The sequence below is a fragment of the Nostoc sp. genome (genome assembly GCF_036917535.1).
Classification (GTDB): Bacteria; Cyanobacteriota; Cyanobacteriia; order Cyanobacteriales; family Nostocaceae; genus Nostoc.
Genome location: NZ_JBALDA010000089.1, coordinates 52,252 through 76,148 on the forward strand (window position 1 = coordinate 52,252; position 23,897 = coordinate 76,148).

Sequence of the window (23,897 nt, forward strand, 5' to 3'; positions counted from 1 at the left end):
AATTCCAGCACAGACCAACTACTTTTAATTCTGAAGAAAAGAAAGTTGTGGGGTGATAATTACGAATTACGAATTAAGAATTACGAATTATTTTTTGGCTTGAATCTTGTCAAATATGCCCCCATCTGCGAAGAACTTCTGATCAATTGCTTCCCAACCGCCCAAGTCTGCAACTGTACCTAAAGTTTTCAGCTTGGGAAATTTGCCTGTGACTTCCTTGGTTTGAGCTAAAGTCTCATCTACAGGACGGAATCCCAATTTGACAAACTCTTGCTGTGCTTCTGGGCTATAGAGGTATTTCACAAAACCTTCAGCAACTTCGCGGGTTCCATGCTTATCGACGTTTTTATCTACCACGGCGATCGGATTGTCGATGGATATATTCACATCGGGAACGACATACTCAACCTTCTCGCCCTTTTGCTGTGCCAAAATAACTTCGTTTTCGTAGTTGATTAAGACATCTCCCTGCCCTTGCTTGGCAAATGTATCAGTAGCTTCCCGCGCATCTTTAGGCAAGATTGGCACATTTTTGTAAACTTTAGTCACAAATTCAGTAGCTTTAGCCTCATCGCCACCTGTTTTAATTACAGAATCCCATAGTGCTAAGAAATTCCACTTAGCACCGCCGGAAGTTTTAGGGTTAGCAGTAATCAATTTCACACCGTCTTTGGCTAAATCTTGCCAGTTCTTGATGCCTTTAGGATTACCGGAACGAGTGACTATTGCTGCAACAGATTTGGAGACAATACCATTGTTGGGAACTTCTTTCTCCCATCCTGGCTGAATCAATCCAGCCTTCTCAATCTTTGTGGTGTCTCCAGCTAGTGCCAAGTGAACAACATCTGCTTCCAAACCATCAATAACAGCACGAGTTTGGGAACCAGAACCGCCATAGCTTTGCTTGAAGACGACTGTTTGATTATGATCTTTCTTCCACTGTTCTACAAACTTAGGAATAATTGCTTCGTGAGCTGCTTTAGTAACTGCAAAGGAAACCAGAGTTAGTTCAACATTATCTTTGCTTGCAGCCACAGGAGTAGCACTAGCAGCAGGGGTTTCAGAGGCAGAATTACTCGCTGTTCCACCAGAGCAGGCGGCAAGGGCTACACTCAATACAGTACCTACCAAAAAGAGTGATACGAAGCCTTTGAGCGAATTTAGTCTGAACCGATAGGTTCTATGTTCAGCGTAGATGCGTTCGCGTAGCGTCTCGCAGAGAAGCAGCTTGTCGTAAGACATTGCTTGTAATCTTTTCAGTAAGCGTTGCCACAAACTCATTCCATTTCCTCCACTAATCTACAAATAATTGATGGGAATACAGTTATATAATGTTTATAATACTGGATGATTCCATGTATCTAGTACAAACACCAAAAAACCTCATATTCTTTATCAAGAATATGGTGATTTTACCAGTTTTGTGAAAAATTAAAAATGCTTTTACTTTCAACTATCAAATTGCGTACGTGCAGCCCACTGTAGGCATCGCAATCAGCTACCTGATGCATCAAGCAACTTGCTAGGGAATAGCTAATTTTTGAGGAGAGTCTGTTCTAGGGATTGACTTGACTCAACGCAGTACAACAAAATCAAATAAGTTGTGTAGTTGATGCTACTGGTGTCAGAGCAAAAATTAGACCTTCATTACTGTCAAATAACTCAACTGTGGGCAATCTTGCTTCACCGACAACTGTAACTCTGATGGTAGTTGCATTTATATTTATGACTATTATCTCTGTAATTCCCGCAATGGGTTTCTCTGAGCGGTAGGTGAAGCGATCACCATTAGCTAGACTTAACTGAGCATTGGGAATATCAGCAATAAAATTATTACCTGCACTGCGATTGGTGATTTGTAACTTTGCTCCTTGAGTAGTTTGTAAAATCACCTCTATACCCTTTTGTGTCTGGGTTGCCTTCACCCCTGTAACTTGATTAATTTCTGAGGTTGGTGTTGGCGATTGTACAAGCAATTCGGCGCTAGTGTTGGGAAGTTCTATTTCACTGAGTTGACGAATCTTTCTAATTGATTTGGAATTGATTTGCTCAGATGCAATAGATTCGCTTTGCGCGTTGACTACTTCCTGAGTATTTGCGCTGATTGCAGTCCAAAGCCAAACACTAGCCATCACTAATAAAATCTTCAATAACTGCTTTTGTCTCACTTGTTTCCTCTACACTGCACCTGCTTATCAACAGATATTATCAATAAGCTAGTGCCATGAAAAAGTGGCTTTGGTCGCTAGCGGGAGTTTTTTGGTTGCTAGAAGAAGCGTTTCCGTTGTATCAGGTATTCTTTGGGGTTGATGCCAAATTTATTTCTAAAGGTAGCAGCAAAGTGATTGCGACTAGCAAAACCGATTATTCGGGCAACTTCACACACTCAAAAACAAAACCCATCTAGAAATTATCTAAATGGGAAAAATCGAACAACCACTTATTATTAACTGAATGCATATTTCAGGGGCAGCCCGTCCTGAAAAACTAGTAATTCCCCTGGTTGGATTTGTGTCCAAACTTCGTTGTCAGTTAGGGGTGTAGTAGCAATGACAGCAACGCGATCGCGTTCAGTAGTCACTTCCCGAAAATCTACGGTCATGTCTTGGTCAATTAAATGAGCAGCGGCAAAGGGCGCTTGGCGAACAATGTAGCTGAGTTTAGTTGAACAATAAGCAAAAAAGTGTTCTCCATCTGATAATAAGTAATTAAATATACCAATATTTGCAATTACAGCAGTAATTTCTTGCAGCACAGAGTACAGTTGCTTTATATCGGGCTTACCTTTAGGAAAGCGCGATCGCAATGTTTCTAGGATCGTACAGAATGCTTTTTCACTATCGGTGTCACCTACGGCTTGATAAAAGCCCAAATTTTCTGGATCAAAATCTGGCAAATTACCGTTGTGGGCAAATACCCAATACTGACCCCACAATTCTCTGCGGAAAGGATGGCAGTTGTGTAGGGCAACTTCACCCTGAGTAGCTTTGCGGATATGGGCTATAACATGGGTTGAGTGGATGGGATAACTCCGCACAAACTCCGCTACCGGAGAAACAACAGAAGGTTGAGCGTCTAAAAACATTCGACATCCCTTTGCTTCAAAGAAAGCAATACCCCAACCATCGCTATGGTCATCTGTTTTTCCTCCCCGTGCAGAAAACCCTTCAAAAGAAAAGCAAATATCCGTTGGAACATTGCAATTCATTCCGAGCAGTTGGCACATGGACGTTGCAGCTCTCAATTTTTGACTAAGGCCTCAGGATCAAGATACTTCAGAATGCTGCCTTGATTCTGGAGCGATCGCTTCAATCTTAGAATTTAAGGCTGAGATATTCCAAATGATCCTCAAAAATAAATATTTGTCATTTGTCATTGGTCATTAAGTCAAAAGTTAGGTAATTCTTTCGCTGCTGCTCTGGTATTAATATTTATTAAAACATCTGCTGTAAATATTGCTCATAGCCTAGTTGTTCTAGTTTTGTTTGCTTTGCGATTACAGATTCACACAAGGTTTGGCGATATTGTTGCACTTTTTCGAGCAATTCTGGTTGATGAGTTGCGAGGATTTGTACTGCTAAAAGTCCGGCATTTTTGGCATTACCGATCGCTACTGTTGCCACAGGAATACCACCAGGCATCTGTAAAATAGAATACAAAGAATCTACACCTTGTAAGTTCCGAGTGGGTACAGGAACACCGATCACAGGAAGGGGAGTTAAAGACGCTACCATTCCAGGTAGATGGGCAGCACCACCAGCACCAGCAATAATTACCTTAATACCGCGTTGGTGGGCGAGTTGAGCATATTGCACCATACGTTCTGGGGTACGGTGAGCCGAAACGATCGCCACTTCGCTCTCAATGCCAAATTCTTCACAAACTGCGATCGCATCTTTCATAGTGGGCAAATCGGAATCGCTGCCCATGATAATACCAACTAGGGGAGTCATAATAATTTAAAATTCAACATTTAAAATTCAAAATTATTTGAGCTAGCTTATGGAAGCTAGGTGATGCGGATCATCATCTCATCTATTGGCGTTGTTTGAATTGATTCATTGATGTTGGTTGCATCTAAAATCAGATTTAGCTATCTTCTTGTCAGTGTGATGACCCAAGCAACACAAAATCCTGTAGATATTATCAATGCTAGAGTACCTGGTTACAAAGATTTGCAGATACTCTTGGTTAATCAAGAGGGCATAATTGAGCAAATCTTGCCAATGGGTACAGTAGAGAAAGACATCTGTGCATCCGTGATAGATGTTGCAGGTGACTGGATTTCATTGGGTGGCGTTGATTTGCAAATTAACGGTGCGTTGGGTTTGGCATTTCCTGATTTAACGGCTGAAAATGCTCATGTACTCCAGAAAATAACGCAATTTTTGTGGGATGTCGGGGTAGATGGATTTTTACCTACGCTTGTAACAACTTCAATAGAAAAGATTCAGCGATCGCTTGCAGTCATTGCTAATTTTACTCCCCTCTCTGTTGACACAGAGGGGTTGGGGGTAAGGTCATCTGCCAAGATTCTCGGAGTACATCTAGAAGGTCCATTTTTAAGTTACCAAAAGCGCGGCGCACACCCGGCAGAGTACTTGTTACCCTTGACAATTGACGAGGTAAAGCGGGTTTTGGGTGATTATGCCTATGTTGTAAAAGTCATCACCTTAGCGCCGGAGTTAGATCCCACTGGTGAAGTAATTCCATATTTGCGTTCTTTGGGAATTACCGTTAGTTTAGGACATTCTCAGGCAACATCAGCCCTAGCACAACTTGCTTTTGAACTCGGTGCAACGATGGTAACTCATGCTTTCAACACCATGCCACCGTTACATCACCGCGAACCAGGATTATTAGGGGCAGCAATTACCCATCCTGATGTGATGTGTGGTTTTATTGCTGATGGTGAACACGTTTCGCCCACGATGCTACAAATATTACTCCGCGCTAGCTATCAAGAAAAAGGGCTGTTTCTCGTTAGCGATGCTCTTTCACCTCTGGGGCTATCCGATGGCATCTATCCTTGGGACAGTCGGCAAATTGCAGTTCAAAACGGTACAGCACGACTAGCCGATGGCACTTTATCGGGGACGACTTTACCCTTATTAGTGGGAGTGCAGAATTTGGTAAAGTGGGGGATTTGTGATGTAGAGACTGCTATTTTACTAGCTACAGATGCACCTAGACAAGCGATTGGTTTGCCTGGAATTGCCAAAAGTCAACCCGCTAATTTATTGCGCTGGCATTGGGATGAAGCGACAAAAGAACTAGCTTGGCAGCGATTATTGGGCAAATTTCGCATCCAGGTAAAAGAATCAAGGTGATAGGGAAAGAAGCGTTAATATACTCAGTAAAAATGTACATTTCTGAGATAAACATCATATGGTGTAAATATTTCTGGAAGAATTACTCCAAGCTGTTGTATGAATTATCGGGCAATCGCTATGGCTTCGACAAATTTATTCTGGGAGGTCTTTGCTTGAATTCTAATTTGGTAAACATTGACCTTTTCTAATAACCCAAGTTGCTAGTTATCAAAAAGTGCCTTTACTTAAGTACAACATTTTATTTTTTGGTATTTAGCAGTACTTAAAAAACGGCTTTTTGTATAACTAGCAACTTACGTTAATAATGAATATGCCTGTTCAGTGACAATATCAATATAATGTTCCATCGCCTCAAAGTCACCGCATAGGAAAGCTACTTCTGCAGCTAATTCGTACAAGGCAATGATCATTTCATATTGTTGTTGCCAAGCCTTTTCTCCCAGCATTGATAATCTAACACTGGCATAATCACGACTGGTTTGATAAGCAGTGGCACTTTTGGCTTTGCGACAGGCAATCAGATTGAGTTGGGCTAATTCATCGGGCTAATTGTCCAAATGTACTTAGGCTCATACACTGGGCCAGAATTCAAGAGTATGCCGACGACAATACTGTATTCAGTTTGTCCTGTGTCGGCTGGGACGCGATCGTATGACACGAATCGCTTCAGGGTGACTAATATGCCACTGATAGAAAGGGTTAATTGCCGCATAAAAAAATTTTAGGAGTTAAGAGGCAGGAGGGTTATAAAAAATTTTTCATGAGGCTAGCTTTTAACTAGTGATCACGTGAAATGTAGAATTAGTGGCAATTTTTGTCAGTGCATCGGCAATAATTTTGGGATTAATGAACAGCGTTTCATGACCTCCAGGGCATTCAATTAGCTCATACGTGCCAAGGCTTTGTGCCATCTTGATATAGGTTCCTTGTGGAAGCGAGCGGTCATCTTTGCAGAACAACACTGTTTGAGGGATATTTAAGGCAAAGAAGTCATTGGTATTGACCTTGGTATTTAATAGAACGAATGGTTGCGGTACCAGATGACTCAGCAGTGCATTTTGTACTTCTATTGAGTCATCTTTCATGAGAGCATTACGAATTAAATCTTCCAGAACAGGTATGCTTTTATCAGGAGAAGCGATCGCAGCATCAATCAGAATTTGGGCCGATTCGGGGAGAAGCATATCTAATTGCGAAGCACCATTTGGCAAGATAAAGGCATTGTGAAATACAAGATGAGCAATCTTCTTGGCTACTCTGGGTGCAACTGCTTGCAACAGAAAACCCGCACTGGAATGACCGACGAGAATAACAGGTTCTTGTTGTTGCTCTAGCACAGCCGCGATCGCGTCTAGGTAATCAGCAAACGTTACCGATGCACAGTCATCATTAAGATTGTTTCCAGGAAGCGTTGGAGCGACTGCGGTGTGACCTGCATCTTCAAGTTCTTGAATCACGCCGTCCCAACACCAACCGCCATGCCATGCACCATGAATGAGGACGAAATGTTGACTCATATACAATACCAATACATTTTTGCTAACGTTCATTGACTTATTGTTAGCAAAATATTAGCTAATTATTAGCCTTCGCCAAAAAAAGAATGTGAAGATATAGAACTGACGTAGTAGAGTCATTGTCTCTCACAATGACAACTCAAAAGCTCGCGCATTGCCCATGTTCGACATCCTATCACTGAAGGCAATCGCCTAACTGCATCATTAGCCCAAACACTTCTTCTTCTGATTTAGAAGCACTCAGCGAGCCTGTATTAGCACAATTGCATTTAGGTAAACAAGCTCCTGGTTACAAAGCAGCTAAAAAAGCTTTATCAAATTTCATTGCAGAATTGGTAGATTCATTCTTCAAACAGATATATTTACTCTGAATTAATCTAGCTAAAAGCTGTTCCTAAACTGGCTGATTTTGCCTTTATTTTGTAACTTAAATTGTTAATATAACTCCTCGTTCTGTTGCTTGATTGCACAATACATATAAGCAATTACTTGGGGTTTTAGTATAAATTTGGGTATGTGTTGCAAAGTCACTTACTCAGCTAAATTATTCAGTTTACTTAACTCATCAAATCTTCATGTATTTAAAGTGTAGTTTATCTTTTACAGTAAAAATAGTGGGAATAATAGAATAAATCGGATTAAGCAAATTATTTAGCTATGAGCCAAATATGTCCTATCTGCAAAACCTGTGCTTGTCGCAATGTTGCACGCTGCCGGACTAAGGAAGCAGGTAGGCTCTTTCTCTGGTTCCCCGTTCCACATACCCTAAAAAAAGTCACTTCCTACCTACAACAGTTTGCCCTTAAGTATGAACTGATGCCGGAGCGACCAGGTTTGAGTTTGGAGTGTAGACCCGGACAGTCCCTAGAAATTGCCCGTAACCTGGCCAAGCTACTTGCACCAAGAGAATTAAAAGAGACGCAAGTCCTTTTCATTCAAGGCACTTTCCAACCTCAACTCCATGATTTTAGTGACATAGCCTCATTACAACGCTTCATTAAGTTGAACCAATCCGACTGGCTGGTTGAAATGCTGGCAACAGAACGATTCACCAGTTACTTCCAACCAATTGTCTCAATTAACAATACATCGCAGATTTTTGGATATGAATCGCTTTTGCGGGGACTGGATGAAGAAGGCAATTTAGTGTTACCGACACCAATTGTGGAGTTAGCAACCGAAGCCGGACTTTTACCACAACTAGACCAAGTTGCTCGACTCAGCACAATCACTCAATTCAGCCGCTATCAAGTGAGTGGGCACATCTTCATCAATTTTGCACCAACATCACTTTATGACCCAGGTTTTTGCCTACGTAGTACGGTAGAGGCAATTGATACTGCCGGAATTTCCCACGATCGCGTTGTTTTTGAAGTTGTGGAATCAGACAATCCTCAAGATTTAGCCCACCTGAAGACAGTACTTAAATACTACCGGGATGCTGGGTTTTTAGTCGCTCTTGATGACCTTGGTTCTGGCTATTCCAGCCTAAACTTGCTGCATCAGTTACGTCCAGACTTTATTAAGTTGGATATGGAGTTAATTCGAGATGTGCATCAAGACCTTTACAAAGCTTTGATTACCGAGAAGCTTCTAGAGATTACTCAAAAGTTAAACATCCAGACTGTTGCTGAAGGAATTGAGTGCATTGAAGAGCTGCACTGGCTGCGAGAACGAGGTGCAAATCTTGCTCAAGGCTATTTGATTGCTAAACCCAGTGCAGTGCCTGTCACTACAACCCCTTACTTTGAGCAGATTGCGTTAACTGTAGCATCGACACATTACCAAAGCGAGCCTGAGCGAATTGTCGCAGCTGTGACGCAGCGCATTCGCCAATCCTTGGAGTTAAACGAGATTTTGCAAACTACGGTAGCCGAAGTGCGACAACTGTTTGAGGTAGACCGAGTGGTAATGTATCAATTTAAGCCAGACTGGAGTGGGTTAGTCGCTGTAGAATCCTTAGCAGAAGGGTGTATGTCGATTTTGGGATTTCACGTCATGGATACCTGCTTTCAATCCACGCGTGCAGCTTACTATCAACAAGGTAATACCAGAGCTATCGAAGACATTGAAAATGCCGGTCTATCACCGTGTCATGTTGACCTCCTCAGAAGTCTGCAAATCCGGGCAAACCTTGTCGTACCAATTTTGCAGCAAGGTTGTTTGTGGGGACTATTAATTGCTCACCAATGCCGTCATACCAGACAATGGCAGCAATCGGAGATTAACTTGTTTAACCAGTTAGCAGGTCAAGCAGCGATCGCTATTCAGCAATCAGAACTTTACCACCAATTACAACAAGCAAACCAGGAATTACAGCGCCTTGCCTGTTCCGATGGTCTAACCCAAGTGGCAAATCGCCGCTGCTTTGATGACACATTAAACACGCAGTGGCAATGGTTGGCACGAGAGCAAAGTTCGCTATCTTTAATTTTGTGTGATGTCGATTACTTTAAGCTTTACAACGATACGCATGGACATCTGGCAGGAGATGATGCACTTAGACAGGTTGCTAAGGCAATCTCTCAGACAGTTAAACATCCCGCTGATTTAGTTGCTCGTTATGGCGGAGAAGAGTTTGCAGTTATTTTGCCGAATACTAATATTGAAGGGGCCATTGCAGTTGCAAGAGATATTCAGACCAATATTAATGCATTACAAATGCCTCATCCCCATTCTCAGGTGAGTGAATTTATTACCCTAAGTCTTGGTGTGGCAACCATCACTCCTCATAGCCAATTATCTCCTGCAATCTTAATTGCTGCTGCTGACCAAGGACTCTATCAGGCAAAAGCACAAGGAAGAAATTGTGTGGTGCAGATGGATTGTGAGAATGCTGATATTAAATAAGCTAATACGCTTGTAAGTTGTATAGTTCAAATCACTAGAAAGATGTAAAAACGCGGACATACGGAGATGAAAAGACACATTAACCCACTTTTTACTGTCTTGCCTACAGCTGTCGTCAAAAGGGTGATCATTTCCCCCTGACAGTGCCAGTAAATCTTTTTCACAAGCCGTTGCTGGAATGATTTTTCAAGAATCTCAATGGAACGAGAAGCTTTTCTTGATTGGATAGATGAAGAGGTAATTATCTATCAGCATCGCTTAAGTAGAACGGCATAAATAATCAAAGGTTTGTAGTGAGAACTTTAGTCCTTTCTGCAAGATGCTACACGAACAAATGGGGGCTTCAGCCTTCACTAATATCATGTCCAGTTAAAGACTTATCATTAAGACCGCAGTTCTTGGCAGAGGGGAGGGGTTTTTGGGCTTTCTGCATAGAGAAAGGAAATTATTAAATTGATTCAGTGTATTGGCACTTTGATTTTAGCAGCGATCGCCCTGAAATTTCTAAAATATTGGCTGATGGTAGCCAGCACTAGTGCCAAGAACTTAGAAAAAAATACTGCCGACGATGAAAGTATTGATGCTTTCTTTAACGCCTTCTATCACAGAATCAGCGGGGGAATCTGGCTGTGGGCTGTCATCTTGTGTGCCCAGTTTCTCAAATTGCCAATAACAGTTTCGCAAAATTTGTACATTGCGCTGCGAATCTATCTAATTATTGCCGTCGGCTTACTTATACTCAAAGCAGTCGCTGCGATCGTTGATAGCCTAGATGCTCTCAGCATCAGATACTCTAATCCTGATAACCTGCTGAGGTTTTATGATCGCCTCCGACACCTAATACCCTTTTTAAAGCGCTGCTTGGAATTTGTGATTTATGTCTGCATGGCAACATTGGTAATTCAGCAAGTGCAGTTAATTGCCAATATCGCAACTTTTGGCCCGCGAATTATCAAGATAATCGGTATCATTTTCATTAGTCGCGTGTTGTTTGAGGTCGTTTACTTACTGATTGAAGAGGTGCTGTTCAAAGACCAGAATCTAACTGATATTCAAAGAAGTAGACGTCTGACGCTTGTTCCTCTGTTTCGTAGTTTCTTACAATACTTAATTTACTTTGGTGCTACAGTTTTCATTCTCTATGCCCTGAGTATCGATCCAACTCCCATACTTGCGGGTGCTGGTATTGTCGGCATCGCTGTGGGGTTAGGGGCACAAACACTAATTAACGATATTGTCTGCGGTTTCTTTATTCTATTTGAAAACTATTACTTAGTAGGTGACTATATTGAAGCTGGAAAAGTCGAAGAGAAAGTTGTCGAAGGTATTGTCGAGGCGATTGAACTCAGAACCACTCGTGTCAGACATCCTAATGGTCAATTGCAGATTATTCGTAATGGCGATATTGGCTCAATTACTAATTACTCCAAACAGTATATTTTTGCAGTAGTAGAAGTTGGTGTGCCTTATGATTCCAACTTAACGCACGTGTACAAAATAATTGAGGAGGTGGGACAGCAGTTAAAAGCAGACAATCCAGATGTACTTGAAGGCACACAGGTGGATGGAGTTGAAAGTCTGGGAGAGTCTAACTTGTTGCTGCGGACACTAACAAAGGTGAAACCGGGAAAACATCTTCAGATTCAGCGCGTTCTTCGGAAGATTTTTACGAACGCACTGCTTCGAGAAGGTATTGTAATTACTGTGCGCGCTGAAAGTGTTGAAGGTTAATTTCTTATTACATTAGGCGGATTTATAGTTATTAATATGACATAGAAAACAAATTTGAAAGCAATAAAAATGTGCCCATTTATACAATAACTTAGTAATAATTGTTATAGGCTTAAAAAGCCCTTTACTTTTATACTTTTGGCGAAACTCCACCGCCAAAAAAGCACCAGAGCGATAGGAAATTACCTGTTACCAAATGCGATTGATACTTATCAAACGCAAACCTGGTTAAGTTGAACAGATTCTTGTCAGCAGAATAGGTGATTTCCTACGCCCTGGTTATTTCTTTTAATTATTTTACTCAATGGCTTTAAGCGATATCAATGCTATCTCTAGTGCTTTGGCATTTACTATTTATTTAATGTGAGTTCGACGGTTAGAAAAAGGCAAAAAGCTTGCTAAACATGAAGCGTGGGAAACTGATTGTCTTACCTGCATCAAAGCCCACACATTGGCTTACCATCGCCTCAACGGGAAAAGTCAGAATTTAGAAGAAGCTGCTCGTGCTGTGTTGAAAGATTTGGGGGAGTTGAAGCGGCCGTATATTAACTGCGGTGGAGGAGAAGCTGTTGGATGTGATAGAGCGAGAATATAGGATTGTAGATGAGCAATGATTCTTGGAAAACTCAGGAACGAGGGAAAGACAATGCAGAGTATTAAGTTATGTTTTCATGTTGGGGCTGATGGCATTTTGCACCTTGAGATTCTCGTAGGTATTGTTAAATCTGATTTGGAAGGGTATTACTGTCTTGAATAGCAAAATCTCTGATCTAAATTTTGTTAAATTGACAAATAATTAATTCATGTACAAATAGAAATTACAATCAAAAAAGAAGCGTTTTTACACCATAAAAAACCCCACTAACTTATAGAAAGTGGAGTAATTAAAGTTACAAATTTAGGAGTCAATCATCGCTAACAATCGCTATTTACACTGGACAAGCGAAATTATTCTAAAGCTTTCTTGAGTTCGTCTTTAATATTTTCTACAGTGTGATCAACTTGGGCTTCAGCTTGCTTTGCTTGTCCTTCAGCTTTATCTTGTGGATTACCTGTGACTTCACCCACAACCTCTTGAATTTTTCCTTCAATATTTTTTGCAGTCGCTTCTATTCTTTTTTCGGCACTCATGGTTTTTATCTCCAGCTTGTAGTTGATTCAAGGAACTCCAAAAATAAATTACTGCTACCTGCAAAGCGGGTCGAAAAGCTCGGCCATTTCACAGGACGGGTAAGACGCTCATCCTACAAGTAATAAAATATTTGAGCTATTTTATTACTTGGAAATCCCTAAGCTATTAAATAATCTAACAGTTGTGTATTGTTTTTTACTTCCATCAACCGATAGAATATTTTGGTGAATTATATTAACTTAAGATAGATGTCGGTCGGGATTGTAGCAGATAATGCAAAATATGACAATCTGATAAATAAAATTTATATATATTAAAAAAATAACTTTTTTCCAAATAAATGAACTATAAGTTAAAGCAAAATTTAAATCAAAGGAAAATAAAGGAGTGCCAACAAAAAGTCAAAAAAATATTTGGAAGAATGAGATTAATGACATCATTCGAGGTGCTTGTGGAGGTTTTTTGTTTGGCATACCCTTGCTGTACACAATGGAGGTTTGGTGGATTGGATCGCTGGCAAAACCACAACTAATAATGATGGCGATCGCATTAATGTTTATTGTGGTTTACTTGCTCAATTACACAGAAGGCTTTCGGAAACGCAGATATACAGGCCTCGCTCATCAAGCTGTAATGGATACCATCGAAGCGATCGCGATCGGACTAGCTTGTTCTACCTTTGTGTTATTACTATTGCGAGAATTGACACTAGAAACCTCCTTAAGGGAGTCTTTAGGTAAAATCATCTTTGAAAGTGTGCCCTTCGCTCTCGGTGTAGCATTAGCGAATCAGTTGTTGGGAGATACTGAGAACAGTAATGGAAAAGGACAAGGAAGCGATCAGGGAAATAGCACAACCAAGAACAAAGGGGATGAGTTACACGCTACCTTTGCTGATGTGGGTGGAACCCTGATTGGTGCAACCATAATTGCATTTAACATCGCTCCCACTGATGAAATTCCTATGCTAGCAGCCGCAACCTCTCCACCTTGGGAGTTGGCAATGATCGCCGCATCTTTGCTGATTTCTTATGGCATTGTATTTCAGGCAGGTTTTTCTAACCAGCAAAAACGTAAAGAGCAAAAGGGAATTTTTCAACGACCATCAAGCGAAACCATTATGTCCTACCTAGTATCATTGCTAGCAGGTGCTTTTATGCTGTGGTTTTTTCAAAAGTTAACTCTTAGCGACCCCTGGACAATGTGGTTAGATCACACATTGATACTGGGTTTACCTGCAACTATTGGTGGTGCAGCCGGAAGGTTAGCAATATGAATAAAACGGAACAACAACCAAAGCGCTCAATAGCTGAGTGGATAACATTCAGCATCGCCTCATTCATCCTAGCAATCATTGTGAGTCTAGTAGGCTACACTTGGCTGAACGAAAAAAATCAACCTCCGATCCTTTCTGTTACTAAAAAACAAACAATTCGAGAAGTTAATGGCCAGTTTTATGTTCCTTTTGAAGTTGTAAATAGTGGAGGAGACACAGCTGAGTCAGTTCAGATTATGGCTGAGTTACTGATTAACGGCAAAGTTACAGAAACAGGAGAGCAACAGATCGACTTTTTATCTAGTGGGGAAAGCGAAGAAGGCGCATTTATATTCAGCCATAACCCGCGCCAAGGTCAGTTAAATCTACGTGTTGGTAGCTATAAATTGCCATAGGGGACTGACAAATAAAAAAATACCCCACAATATTGCATAATCTATTTATTGGAAGTATATCCTTTCCCAACCCTCACGCCGCTTGCTTTCATCGCGGGAACGTTAAGATGCGAGTTTGGGTGAGCGATCGCGCTGGTAGGGTATTTCTGTACCTGACGTTGACGTAGCCTCTGTCTGCAACACGCTGTTTGCGTTCGTAGAAAAGTTGAAATCTGCTGTATCAGTCTTATATTTTATTGCTTCCCCATATTTCCAAGACAATAGTCCTCGCCTTTTTGAAAGCCTTGAAGAAATTAAATAATTTTGGTAAATAAATTATTGTATTTTTCTCTCACCAGAGATATAAAATAGGATTAATTGTTTTGAGGCATATTTCATCAGAAATTTATATACTTGATATTTGTAATATGTAAGTATTACAAATATCAAGTATATTTGACATACAAAACTATCAAGGAATATTTCATATCTATTATTATTGGTATTCCTAATGATGATTTATTGGTGTTTACTAGTCATGACTATTGGATTTTTGCTTATGAAGGTAATGACAATATCTCTGCTAGTCTTGGAGATAACCTAATTGATGCTGGAGAGAATAATGACAAGTTTTAGAGCAGTAGACTTGATAATAGCAGTTGCTTTAACTCTCTTGAACTGAGCAAGGCATTGTCTGATCATGAATATTTAATTGTTGCATTTTGATGATATTATCTTAAAAAATTAAGGAGTAAACCTCGTGGGAGTTACGAGCAATCGATTATTTAAGTTATTTGTAAAATATTTTTCAGCAATCACAGCCATAATAACGGTTCTCCCATTACCAGTTAAAGCCGCTACATTTTTAGTAACTGAGCGCGCTGGTTTAGGAGGCAATGATCAAGTTAATTGGGAAAGTTTAGGTAAAGTATTTAATCCCTCTACCCTTAATTTTTCTGCTTTTTTACCTAACTCTTTTTCAGCAACATCGCAACGTGGTTTAGGGTTAGATATAAATATAACTCCAGCTAAGAATCCTCAAATTACTCCACCATTTGTTTTTCAAACTTTACCTTCACCTGGCATTCAGAGTAACTTCGGTCTAGGTGATTTTATTCTCTTCGGAGGTATAGACCCAACAGGTTTTATCCCTCTTCCTCCTGGTACTTCCGATCCTGGTACTCAGGGGAACGGCGGGCCTTTTTCGATTAGTTTTGCCCAGCCAGTTTTTGGCGCTGGAACTCAGATAGCTGTAGACACTAGTAAATTGAAAATAGAAAATTCAATCGCCGCTTTTGATAACGCCAATAACCTATTGGGTACTTTCTCAGTTCCAAATATTTCGTCTTTAGCATTAGATAATTCGGCAGTATTCTTGGGAATTCGTAGTGACACTCCAAACATCTCACGACTTGTTTTTAGCAGTTCTGCTCCCCAATACGGCTTGGCTATTAACCAGGTAAGCATTCTTGCAGTTCCTGAACCAACTTATACCTTAGCGATATTAGCTTTTGGTGTTTCAGGTGCTATTTTAAAACGACGCCAACACACTTGACATTCCCATAAGGTCAAAATAGCTTTCATTTAATAAGTTAGAGATTTCGGACGTACTCAAACTTATGTAAGCACATAACGTAAGTTCCAGATAATTATTGTCTTTAACCAAATTTAACTCAATGTTATACAAAGAATTAGAAAACATCATAGACACTAAGATACAAAAAGCCATACGGAAGCACGAAATTATAGTTGCTTTCATTAGTAGTATTATTGGCTTGATTTTTATCATGGGTTTGTTCCATGCTATTTTGCTTAACCACACTGAAATTCAAGCATTTTGCTTGTACTGATTACTGTTTGTAATCAATAGCTCTTTACTATCAAGCATTCCCTAATGTTCTTAAAACTAATCCAAGTTATACATCTTTTTTATAAAATGGAATTGCACAGATGGAGAGTAAAAATAATGGCAAGGCTATATTCGTCTTATTTTTGACTGTATTTATAGACTTGCTTGGCTTCGGAATTATTCTGCCAATACTGCCTTTGTATGCTGAACAATTTGATGCAAAACCTAATGAAGCGACTCTACTTATAGCTATTTATTCTTTAATGCAGTTCTTATTTGCACCATTATGGGGCAGATTTAGCGATCGCTACGGTCGCCGTCCGATTTTATTGCTGACTTTATTCGGTTCGGTAATTGCATACGCAGGCTTAGGTTTTGCCAACTCCTTATGGATTTTGTTTATTGCTCGTAGTCTTGCTGGGATTATGTCAGGGAATATTGCCACTGCTCAAGCGTACATAGCAGATATTACCACGCCAACTAATCGAGCTCGTGGCATGGGTGTAATCGGCGCAGCTTTTGGTCTTGGGTTTATTCTCGGCCCAGCGATTGGAGGTCTTCTAATTGGGTCAGATGCGAACAATGCTAACTTTCATCTACCGTCGTTGTTTGCAGCTGGATTATCTTTATCGGCATTTCTTTGTGCTTTGATATTACTTCCAGAATCTCTAAATTCTGAAACTAAAGCCAAAATCCAAGTTTATCGCCACCATCAGCGACGCCTAAACTTGCGACATCTGTCACAGAGTTCACAGTTTTGTGTACTTGTTGGCATCTACTTTTTAGTCACCTTTGCTGTCGCAGCTATGGACTCTACATTAGCTTTATGGTCTAAGCAGCAACTAAATTGGGGCCCTCAACAAGCTAGTTATCTTTTTGCTTTTATAGGGATTGTCAGCACAATAATTCAAGGAGGACTAATCGGATTCCTCAAGAAACAATTCGGTGAAATCAAGTTACTTATCTTGGGAATATTAGGATTAGGTTTAGGATTACTATTAATTGGATTCTCGGAAAGCTTAATTTTATTATTAGTCGCTACCACACTTGTGGCATGGGGAATTAGTCTCAGTCAACCAATATTGAACAGCTTGATTTCCCAGATGACACCCCCAGAAGAACAAGGACAAATATTAGGAATCGCCAGTTCTTGCTCTGCATTGGCACGCATCGCTGGGCCAACGTGGGCAGGAGTTAGTTTTATGAAATTTGGGAGTTCTGCTCCCTTTTTGAGTGGATTTATAGTAATGCTAATAGCTTTGACTCTTAGTTTGCGAGTGACTAAAAGTGCATCTGAATCAAAAACAGAACGTGTCGCCTGAAAATCTAGGTCTGAATTAAGAATTACGAATTAATATGACAGGTCGCCGAGTATTATTTTTAGGCATCTTTGTAAGCATCCTCCTCACCTACGCAATTTGGATTGGTGGGAGCATTCCTGCAAGCATTATCAAACTTCCCGATCAAGGATTAAACTGGTACTACTGGAAACTTCCCCAACCAACCTTTTGGAGTCGAGCGACGGCTTGGGGTATGTACCTTGGGCATCAGTTTAGCATCTGGGCGTGTATCTTGTGGGCGCAGCGATCGCAGTTGAAATACAAATCAGCGTTGCATCCGATAAATTACCTCATGCTTGCCATTAATGGTATATTCATCGCTTTACACTTTCTCCAGACATATATTTGGTACGATGCTCTAGCTCAGGATACTTCAATTTGGGCTTCTCAAGGTGCGGTTGTACTCTTACTAGTCTTCGTACTGATTTTAGAAACACCTCGACGCGGTTTATTTTTTGGCAATTCTGTTCCATTCCATCAACAGTTTTTGCAAATTATCAAGCTGTACCACGGCTACTTTTTCTCCTTCGCCGCTATCTACACCTTTTGGTATCATCCAATGGAAGCGACTGTGGGGCACTTAATTGGTTTTCTGTATATGTTCTTGCTTCTGCTTCAATCGTCGTTAATCTTTAACCGCACCCATTTAAACCGTTGGTGGACATTCACTTTGGAAATTACAGTGCTTTTACATAGTGTCGTTGTGTCGTTGATGCTAGGACAAAGCAAATGGCCTACATTTCTCTTTGGTTTTCTCGGCATTCTGGTGCTTACTCAACTTCACGGTTTACCTGTAGGTATCTGGACTAAACGTACTATCTACGCAGCCTTTTTAGTGAGTGTACTGGCTGTTTATGGACTGACTGAACGCGGTTTGGGCAGAATTTACGAAGTAACCTATATTCCTTTGATTGAGTTTGGGCTGGTTGGGGCAATTTACTTAATCTTCCTGCTCATCTTATGGACAATTTTTCGTTTACCAGTCAAGACGTAAGTAATATATCGCTACGGACTTGTGTTCTGAACCAACGAACTCTAGTTTTGGTCAGCAGCATAAAGTTAGCCAACTGCTAAATTATTCAAGCTGCCTTTGTAGCCACTAATCTCAATCACAGCATCCGTGAGGGCAGAGAATCCATTAGTGTTATCGTTGAGTGCCAGAAAAGTCTGCACCTTATTGCCTGTACCAAGGATAAAAGTTGCCGCACTTTTAGCTACAAAAGCAGTTGCAGTCAATATCTGTTGTACATCTGAGAGATTTAGACTCGCAACAGTACCAAGTTGAACTAAATTATCAGCGCTAACTGCATATAGCCCATCAATTTTATCTTGAGAAATGTTCAAGTCAGTTATTTTATCAAAGCTAGACAGCAGCGAATCACTCAGACTACTGAACACAAATTTATCAGCGCTACAACCGCCTGTGAGGGTATCACGCCCAGCCCCACCATTGAGGGTGTCATTACCAGTACCACCAACTAGTTCGTCATTTCTGGCTAATCCAAAGAGTTTATCGTTGCCGTTTTTGCCGGAAATTTGATCGTTACCAGCCCCACCACTGAGTTCATCTGCACCGTTACCACCTTTTAAAGTAATCTTTGGCACATTTCCGTCTGTAGTGGTTTTGCTGATTAATTGACCATTGGTATCATACAGATAAGTGGCAACTGCATCAGTAATGCCATCACTGTTGTTGTCAATATCTGCGGAAATTAGTTTGCCATTGCGATCGTAGTTGAAAGTGGTAATCTCATCGGGGATGCCATCATTATTTTTGTCAGCTACCTGTGCAGAGAGTTTGCCGTTAGCGTCGTAACTATAAGCGGTAACTTGATCCAAGATGCCATCATCATTATTGTCAATTTTTTCTGATTTCAGGTTGCCTTTAAAATCGTAGCTGTAGATGCCAACTGCATCAATTACACCATCATTGTTGAAGTCATAGCTAGCGGATGCGCGTCCATAATCACGCAAGGTTAGGAAATAATCAACTTTGCCGTCGCCGTTGTTGTCAATGCGTAAGAGAGAGGTAGCAGCAGTACTTCTCGGATAAGGGTTGAGTCATACTAAGGTTTCTTCAGTTTGATTGGGGAGCATTTTGTACAAGATTAATTAAACTTCTTGCCTTTGATACTGCTTCGTCTTCTTCTACTAGTACTAACTTAACAATTCCTAAACCAATAGAATCAGATGATGTATCAACTAATTCATCCAAATACACAACCTTAATTTGCCCTGTCGCTAATGAAGTTCAATAAGCAACAGGTACACCAGGATCAAAACTGCGTTTGACCCAAAATATCACAGCTTACCAGGATTTAGTCGGTTTGTACTGTTTCAGGTATAAAAAGCTATTTCACTACCACTATCGAGCAAACCAGAGAGCAACCGCTTGTCTGATTGATTGCTCATCAGGTTCGCTGTCAGAAGCCCAGGCTATAATCCCATCAGGACGTATCAGTACAGTGCTCAAGCCTAATTGTTCTTTCGCCCGGCCCAAAACATACTTCATTCGGTCGCCGTATTCACTCACCAAAGTTTTAAGTGAAGCATTCATATCGAAATTAAGCAGTATCCCGTGGCCATCGTGCATTAGCTCCCCAATCCTTGTACCATCTTCGAACTCAAAGTTGGGAACGCTGTGGCCTACTAAAGGGTGGTCGCCACCGAGATTGTAATGTGTGAAAACGCCCCACACCCTTCCTGCAATATAGGTGGCACCATCGCGCGTATTCATAAGGTCGCGGATAATTGCATTCAGTGCGCGGGCTTGTGAACCTGGTTTCATGATTGCAACCTGGGCGCGTGACCAATCCAGAACCTGCACACCAATTGGGTGACGTTCGGTATAATAACTGTCCAACAATTCTGACGGCGCTTTGTTTTGGATGGTTGCGGCGAGCTTCCAGCCCAGGTTCATGGCATCGCCCAGTCCAAGGTTAAGCCCTTGGCCTCCTAACGGTGAATGAATGTGCGCGGCATCGCCGGCTAAAAGTACACGTCCGTTGCAGTAGGTTGTAGCCTGCCGTGCTCGATCAGTCCACGTGGTTGCGATATGCAGGGCGCTGATAGTAACGTCGGTGTTCGAGACGCGCCGTAATACCTCCTGCACGTGTTGAAGCGTGACTGGCTCTCCTGCATTATGAAATGTCCCACCATCAAAATCCTGAATTAGGATGTAGCCTGGCTGAGATTGGAGGTACATGCCGATTGGTGTTACGTTTCGGCCTGGACTCAGCTTCTCTGGGTCTGCAATGTCTACTAAAGTAGTGTAGCCGGTGAATTCTGGCTCCGTACCAGCGAATTCAAAACCGCCCGCCTTGCGAACAACACTACGGCTTCCATCGCAACCCACGAGCCACTTACTTTTAAAAGATTGATCGCCTGAGTGAACAGTTACCTGGTCCTCAGTTTGGTGAAAGCCAGTCACAGCAAGTCCGCGCTTGATTTCTACATCCAAGGCTTCTGCGCGACGAGATAGTACCGTTTCAAGCTCCTCCATTTCAGATATCAAACTTGTTTCGGTCGAGCTTGGCAGGCGATATGTCCATTGCGAAGTGTCAATATTGCCCTCATGAAATGGAATGCCGGCGAAGTGTCCAACCTGACGACGCGATCCTTGTCCGGCATTTTGGTGGGGATTTTTAAGGCGTTTGTGTATCTCAAGCTCATTTAGTAACCCGCGACGGTAAAGCGCTTCAATAGTAGGCGTTGAGAGTCCCCGTATCCCAAAAGGAAGCTGCTTTAATGGCGAGTGCGGATTCTTTGCCTTTTCCAGTATTAGCACTGAACATTTGGTCAAGGCCAGTTCACAGGCTAGGAAAAGTCCTACTGGGCCAGCCCCGGAAATGATTACATCGTAAACGGATTGATTTTTGTGATTATTCATGAGTAGTTTCCATTTGTACTACCTATTGGTCGGCAGATGTTGCGTATTACGATATTTGTCTCAATGATAAGGCTGCCAAGTATATGCAAATCAGGAACTTTAGCAATGTAGTATGCAGATTTTACGGGTTCTCATGCTATGTGTCGCAATTTTTAGTAGCTATGTCTTACGGTATTTGTCGTGTGAAAATGAGAGTAATTCGTGGATAATAAATAAACGAAAAAAGTTAATTTATTGCGGAAAAATTCACAATTATACAAATTCATAATTTTACTCACCACTACTAATATTTTTTTGTTGTTGATAACGCTGTTTGAACTGCTGTTGCTGTCTTTTATGATCCACAATTGGGTCAGGATAGCCAACAGCATGACGTTCTAAAGGTGGAATTTTCCCAGTAACTAAATATTCTGTATCTACAGACCGCAATTCTGACACCCATTGCCGAATATATTCCCCCTCTGGATCGAATTTTTGTGTTTGACTGGCTGGGTTGAAAATCCGCACAGGTTTGGGGTCCATGCCGCTAGAAGCACTCCATTGCCAACCGCCATTATTAGCAGATAAATCACCATCAATTAAGTGCTGCATAAAATATTTTTCTCCCAATTGGGGATTAATTAGCAAGTCTTTAGTGAGGAAACTGGCAACAATCATCCGACAACGGTTATGCATCCAGCCGCTTTCGTTTAACTGACGCATTGCTGCATCTACAATCGGATAGCCTGTTCTCCCCTCACACCAAGCTTGGAAATGTTCTTCGTTTGTTTCCCAAGGAAAATTCTTAAAGGCGTCGCGGAAAGCACCACCAGCCAATTCAGGAAAATTATACATTGCGTGTTGATAAAACTCCCGCCAAGCTAATTCTTGTTGCCATGTGCGGATATTAACTGCTGTTTCCTCACTGCGGCTATTTTCCTGTGCTTCTATCGTGGCTTGCCAAACGGTGCGAATGCCAATTACGCCAAATTTTAAAGCTGCACTCAGTTGTGATGTTCCGTCCACTGCGGGGAAATTGCGCTGTTCTTGGTATTCAGTAATAGCTTTATTAGTAAATTCTTCTAATCGTTCTTGTGCTGCCGCCTCTCCCGGTGAAATAATCAATGGTTCATCCCAAATAAATCCTAAATCTTTTGCTGAAGGTAGTGCGATCGCTCCTGCAACTTTGGCAATTTCCTGTTCAGCTTCCGTTAATCCCTCAACATTTTGCAATGTTTCTACTGGTTGACTCTTTGGTTTAGCAAGCCAATTTTTCCAGAAAGGCGTGTAAACCGTATAAGGACTGTTACTACCCGTGCGTAACTCCTCTGGGGAGTTGAGGATTTGATCCCAGTTTTGGTTAAGAAACTCAATACCTTTTTCTTTGAGGGCATTTATAATGGTGCGATCGCGTTCTTGTGAATAAGGTTCTACATCCCAATTCCAAAAAACAGCTTTGGCATTTATTGCTTCGGCTAAGGCTGGTATTGCTTGTACAGGATCGGCATGTAGTATTAACAACTGGCTACCAACTTGAGCATATCGCTCTTGGAGTTTCTGCAAACAGCCAATCATATAAGTTACTCTCACAGGAGCAACATCATCCCGTTCTAGAATATGCGGATCGAGGCAAAACACGCCCACTACCTTCGGACTCTGCTCTTTTGCCGCAGCCAGTCCCGTATTGTCAGAAATGCGTAAATCGCGCCGATGCCAAAACAGAATTAAGTCAGACATTCCATGCTATATATAGTTCACCCGTACTAGCTTAGATGCTAGTGGTACCAATAAGCATCATTCTGGCGAGAAATTTATTCTTTTAATGGGCAGTGGGCATTGGGCATTGGGAAGATCAATAATTCTCGCCATTCTCCATACCCTATTCCCCATTCCCCTGTTTGTCAATCGGGAATGGTGGCTTTTTAGATCGAAATTGAATATACTCTTCTTAACAGTTAATTAGTCTTTTTGTCATGGCTAACCTACTACTTGACGACGGTACGATTGAGAGCGATTTAGGCGAAATAGCTCGCGAACTTGCGCCTCTTGGCATTCAACTCAAACACTACGATCCAGGAACATCGTTACTCTTCCCTAATTTGCTACACCAGGACGTTTTAACTGAGGCCGAGAAACGTTATTGCGTAGAACTCCATAACAGCGTCTTTGAATTTCTTCAGCAAGAAAATGGCGCTCTCTGGTGTGACTTACTAAATGTGCATCCAGGTTCGTTCAATCTTCACCACCTAATCGCAACCTACAGTCGTTACCATACTCATCCTGCACCTGAACCCATCTATGTGTTGTCAGGAGAAATGATTTATGGTTTCGTGCGACTTGATGGTAGTCAGGTACAGCTTTTAGTTCAGGCACAAGACTATCTTTACATCCCCGCTGGCGTTGAGCATTGGTGCAGCCCAACTGCATCGTTGAATTTCAAAGGAGTACGCTATTTTGCGATGCCTGCGGCAGGCTGCACCAACGCAGAAGGTTGGATTCCCAATTATACAGGGACTCAAGTGAGTGATTTGATCTAAAAGCCGCGTTAAAGCTTATATCATGTCCGGCTAATCACTTATGATTACTGTATCTATGCAAAAATCCCAAAAGCCTCTTTCCCCCTGCTCT

The 23,897-nt window shown here is 41.4% G+C and carries 23 protein-coding genes and 1 pseudogene; 12 read left to right on the forward strand and 12 right to left on the reverse strand.

Features of this window, described 5'->3' with window-relative positions:
- Nucleotides 1-87: 87 nt before the first annotated feature.
- Both V7K56_RS28130 and V7K56_RS28135 read right to left on the reverse strand, forming a co-directional pair.
- Nucleotides 88-1,281: a sulfate ABC transporter substrate-binding protein gene (locus V7K56_RS28130; RefSeq protein WP_334915868.1), complete on the reverse strand. Its 1,194-nt coding sequence runs from the start codon at nucleotides 1,279-1,281 to the stop codon at nucleotides 88-90.
- Between the two features lie 311 nt (nucleotides 1,282-1,592).
- The gene (locus V7K56_RS28135) at nucleotides 1,593-2,168 is read right to left on the reverse strand and encodes an AMIN domain-containing protein (RefSeq protein WP_442940201.1); all 576 of its coding nucleotides are present in this window, start codon (nucleotides 2,166-2,168) and stop codon (nucleotides 1,593-1,595) included.
- Nucleotides 2,169-2,224: 56 nt separating this feature from the next.
- Here V7K56_RS28135 and V7K56_RS37285 point away from each other — a divergent pair, with 56 nt between their 5' ends.
- Nucleotides 2,225-2,407, forward strand: coding sequence for a hypothetical protein (locus tag V7K56_RS37285; protein ID WP_442940203.1), 183 nt, complete (start codon nucleotides 2,225-2,227; stop codon nucleotides 2,405-2,407).
- A 39-nt stretch (nucleotides 2,408-2,446) separates the two neighbouring features.
- Here V7K56_RS37285 and V7K56_RS28145 read toward each other — a convergent pair whose 3' ends face one another.
- Nucleotides 2,447-3,226, reverse strand: a complete 780-nt coding sequence (locus V7K56_RS28145) for a class II glutamine amidotransferase (RefSeq protein WP_334915871.1) — start codon at nucleotides 3,224-3,226, stop codon at nucleotides 2,447-2,449.
- Between the two features lie 208 nt (nucleotides 3,227-3,434).
- A complete protein-coding gene (purE, locus tag V7K56_RS28150; RefSeq protein ID WP_334915873.1) occupies nucleotides 3,435-3,953 on the reverse strand; it encodes a 5-(carboxyamino)imidazole ribonucleotide mutase in 519 nt (172 codons plus the stop codon).
- Nucleotides 3,954-4,112: 159 nt separating this feature from the next.
- Between purE and nagA the strand changes: the two genes are divergently transcribed.
- Complete coding sequence (gene nagA / locus V7K56_RS28155; RefSeq protein WP_334915875.1) at nucleotides 4,113-5,330, forward strand: N-acetylglucosamine-6-phosphate deacetylase; 1,218 nt, start codon at nucleotides 4,113-4,115, stop codon at nucleotides 5,328-5,330.
- A 296-nt stretch (nucleotides 5,331-5,626) separates the two neighbouring features.
- Here nagA and V7K56_RS28160 read toward each other — a convergent pair whose 3' ends face one another.
- The 3 genes from V7K56_RS28160 to V7K56_RS28170 form a co-directional block, all read right to left on the reverse strand.
- Nucleotides 5,627-5,779 (reverse strand): hypothetical protein, encoded by a 153-nt coding sequence (locus V7K56_RS28160; protein ID WP_334915878.1) that lies wholly within the window; start codon nucleotides 5,777-5,779, stop codon nucleotides 5,627-5,629.
- A gap of 86 nt (nucleotides 5,780-5,865) precedes the next feature.
- Nucleotides 5,866-6,045 (reverse strand): hypothetical protein, encoded by a 180-nt coding sequence (locus V7K56_RS28165; RefSeq protein ID WP_334915880.1) that lies wholly within the window; start codon nucleotides 6,043-6,045, stop codon nucleotides 5,866-5,868.
- A 61-nt stretch (nucleotides 6,046-6,106) separates the two neighbouring features.
- The gene (locus V7K56_RS28170) at nucleotides 6,107-6,850 is read right to left on the reverse strand and encodes an alpha/beta hydrolase (RefSeq protein WP_334915882.1); all 744 of its coding nucleotides are present in this window, start codon (nucleotides 6,848-6,850) and stop codon (nucleotides 6,107-6,109) included.
- A gap of 657 nt (nucleotides 6,851-7,507) precedes the next feature.
- Between V7K56_RS28170 and V7K56_RS28175 the strand changes: the two genes are divergently transcribed.
- From V7K56_RS28175 to V7K56_RS28185, 3 genes are all read left to right on the forward strand, one after another.
- Nucleotides 7,508-9,700, forward strand: coding sequence for an EAL domain-containing protein (locus V7K56_RS28175; protein WP_334915884.1), 2,193 nt, complete (start codon nucleotides 7,508-7,510; stop codon nucleotides 9,698-9,700).
- Between the two features lie 453 nt (nucleotides 9,701-10,153).
- Nucleotides 10,154-11,431 carry a mechanosensitive ion channel family protein gene (locus V7K56_RS28180; RefSeq protein WP_334915886.1) on the forward strand — a complete coding sequence of 426 codons (1,278 nt, stop codon included), beginning with the start codon at nucleotides 10,154-10,156 and terminating at the stop codon, nucleotides 11,429-11,431.
- A 451-nt stretch (nucleotides 11,432-11,882) separates the two neighbouring features.
- Nucleotides 11,883-12,026 (forward strand): hypothetical protein, encoded by a 144-nt coding sequence (locus tag V7K56_RS28185; RefSeq protein ID WP_334915888.1) that lies wholly within the window; start codon nucleotides 11,883-11,885, stop codon nucleotides 12,024-12,026.
- Between the two features lie 353 nt (nucleotides 12,027-12,379).
- On the opposite strand, the gene V7K56_RS28190 is transcribed toward V7K56_RS28185, so the two are convergent.
- Nucleotides 12,380-12,562, reverse strand: coding sequence for a CsbD family protein (locus V7K56_RS28190; RefSeq protein WP_334915890.1), 183 nt, complete (start codon nucleotides 12,560-12,562; stop codon nucleotides 12,380-12,382).
- Between the two features lie 388 nt (nucleotides 12,563-12,950).
- Between V7K56_RS28190 and V7K56_RS28195 the strand changes: the two genes are divergently transcribed.
- The 6 genes from V7K56_RS28195 to V7K56_RS28220 all read left to right on the forward strand — a co-directional run bounded on the left by V7K56_RS28195 (nucleotide 12,951) and on the right by V7K56_RS28220 (nucleotide 18,395).
- Nucleotides 12,951-13,838 (forward strand): TIGR02587 family membrane protein, encoded by an 888-nt coding sequence (locus tag V7K56_RS28195; RefSeq protein ID WP_334915892.1) that lies wholly within the window; start codon nucleotides 12,951-12,953, stop codon nucleotides 13,836-13,838.
- The gene (locus tag V7K56_RS28200) at nucleotides 13,835-14,233 is read left to right on the forward strand and encodes a TIGR02588 family protein (RefSeq protein ID WP_334915894.1); all 399 of its coding nucleotides are present in this window, start codon (nucleotides 13,835-13,837) and stop codon (nucleotides 14,231-14,233) included. Before V7K56_RS28195 ends, V7K56_RS28200 begins: the two co-directional genes overlap by 4 nt.
- Nucleotides 14,234-14,668: 435 nt before the next feature.
- Nucleotides 14,669-14,848: a hypothetical protein gene (locus V7K56_RS28205; protein ID WP_334915896.1), complete on the forward strand. Its 180-nt coding sequence runs from the start codon at nucleotides 14,669-14,671 to the stop codon at nucleotides 14,846-14,848.
- 124 nt (nucleotides 14,849-14,972) lie between these two features.
- Entirely contained in the window at nucleotides 14,973-15,767 is a 795-nt protein-coding gene (locus V7K56_RS28210) for a hypothetical protein (RefSeq protein ID WP_334915898.1), read from the forward strand.
- 395 nt (nucleotides 15,768-16,162) lie between these two features.
- Complete coding sequence (locus V7K56_RS28215) at nucleotides 16,163-17,383, forward strand: MFS transporter (RefSeq protein WP_334915900.1); 1,221 nt, start codon at nucleotides 16,163-16,165, stop codon at nucleotides 17,381-17,383.
- A 34-nt stretch (nucleotides 17,384-17,417) separates the two neighbouring features.
- The gene (locus V7K56_RS28220) at nucleotides 17,418-18,395 is read left to right on the forward strand and encodes a hypothetical protein (protein ID WP_334915902.1); all 978 of its coding nucleotides are present in this window, start codon (nucleotides 17,418-17,420) and stop codon (nucleotides 18,393-18,395) included.
- A 65-nt stretch (nucleotides 18,396-18,460) separates the two neighbouring features.
- Here the strand turns inward: V7K56_RS28220 and V7K56_RS28225 are convergent, their stop codons facing one another.
- The 4 genes and pseudogenes from V7K56_RS28225 to V7K56_RS28240 all read right to left on the reverse strand — a co-directional run bounded on the left by V7K56_RS28225 (nucleotide 18,461) and on the right by V7K56_RS28240 (nucleotide 23,006).
- Nucleotides 18,461-19,375: a bluetail domain-containing putative surface protein gene (locus V7K56_RS28225; RefSeq protein ID WP_334915904.1), complete on the reverse strand. Its 915-nt coding sequence runs from the start codon at nucleotides 19,373-19,375 to the stop codon at nucleotides 18,461-18,463.
- A 103-nt stretch (nucleotides 19,376-19,478) separates the two neighbouring features.
- Nucleotides 19,479-19,634: pseudogene (locus tag V7K56_RS28230) on the reverse strand (DUF2887 domain-containing protein); the annotation flags it as partial.
- Between the two features lie 132 nt (nucleotides 19,635-19,766).
- Nucleotides 19,767-21,290 (reverse strand): FAD-dependent monooxygenase, encoded by a 1,524-nt coding sequence (locus V7K56_RS28235; protein ID WP_334915906.1) that lies wholly within the window; start codon nucleotides 21,288-21,290, stop codon nucleotides 19,767-19,769.
- 270 nt (nucleotides 21,291-21,560) lie between these two features.
- Complete coding sequence (locus tag V7K56_RS28240; RefSeq protein ID WP_334915908.1) at nucleotides 21,561-23,006, reverse strand: deoxyribodipyrimidine photo-lyase, 8-HDF type; 1,446 nt, start codon at nucleotides 23,004-23,006, stop codon at nucleotides 21,561-21,563.
- 236 nt (nucleotides 23,007-23,242) lie between these two features.
- On the opposite strand from V7K56_RS28240, the gene V7K56_RS28245 reads away from it, so the two are divergent.
- The gene (locus tag V7K56_RS28245; protein WP_334915910.1) at nucleotides 23,243-23,806 is read left to right on the forward strand and encodes a cupin domain-containing protein; all 564 of its coding nucleotides are present in this window, start codon (nucleotides 23,243-23,245) and stop codon (nucleotides 23,804-23,806) included.
- Nucleotides 23,807-23,897: the final 91 nt, after the last annotated feature.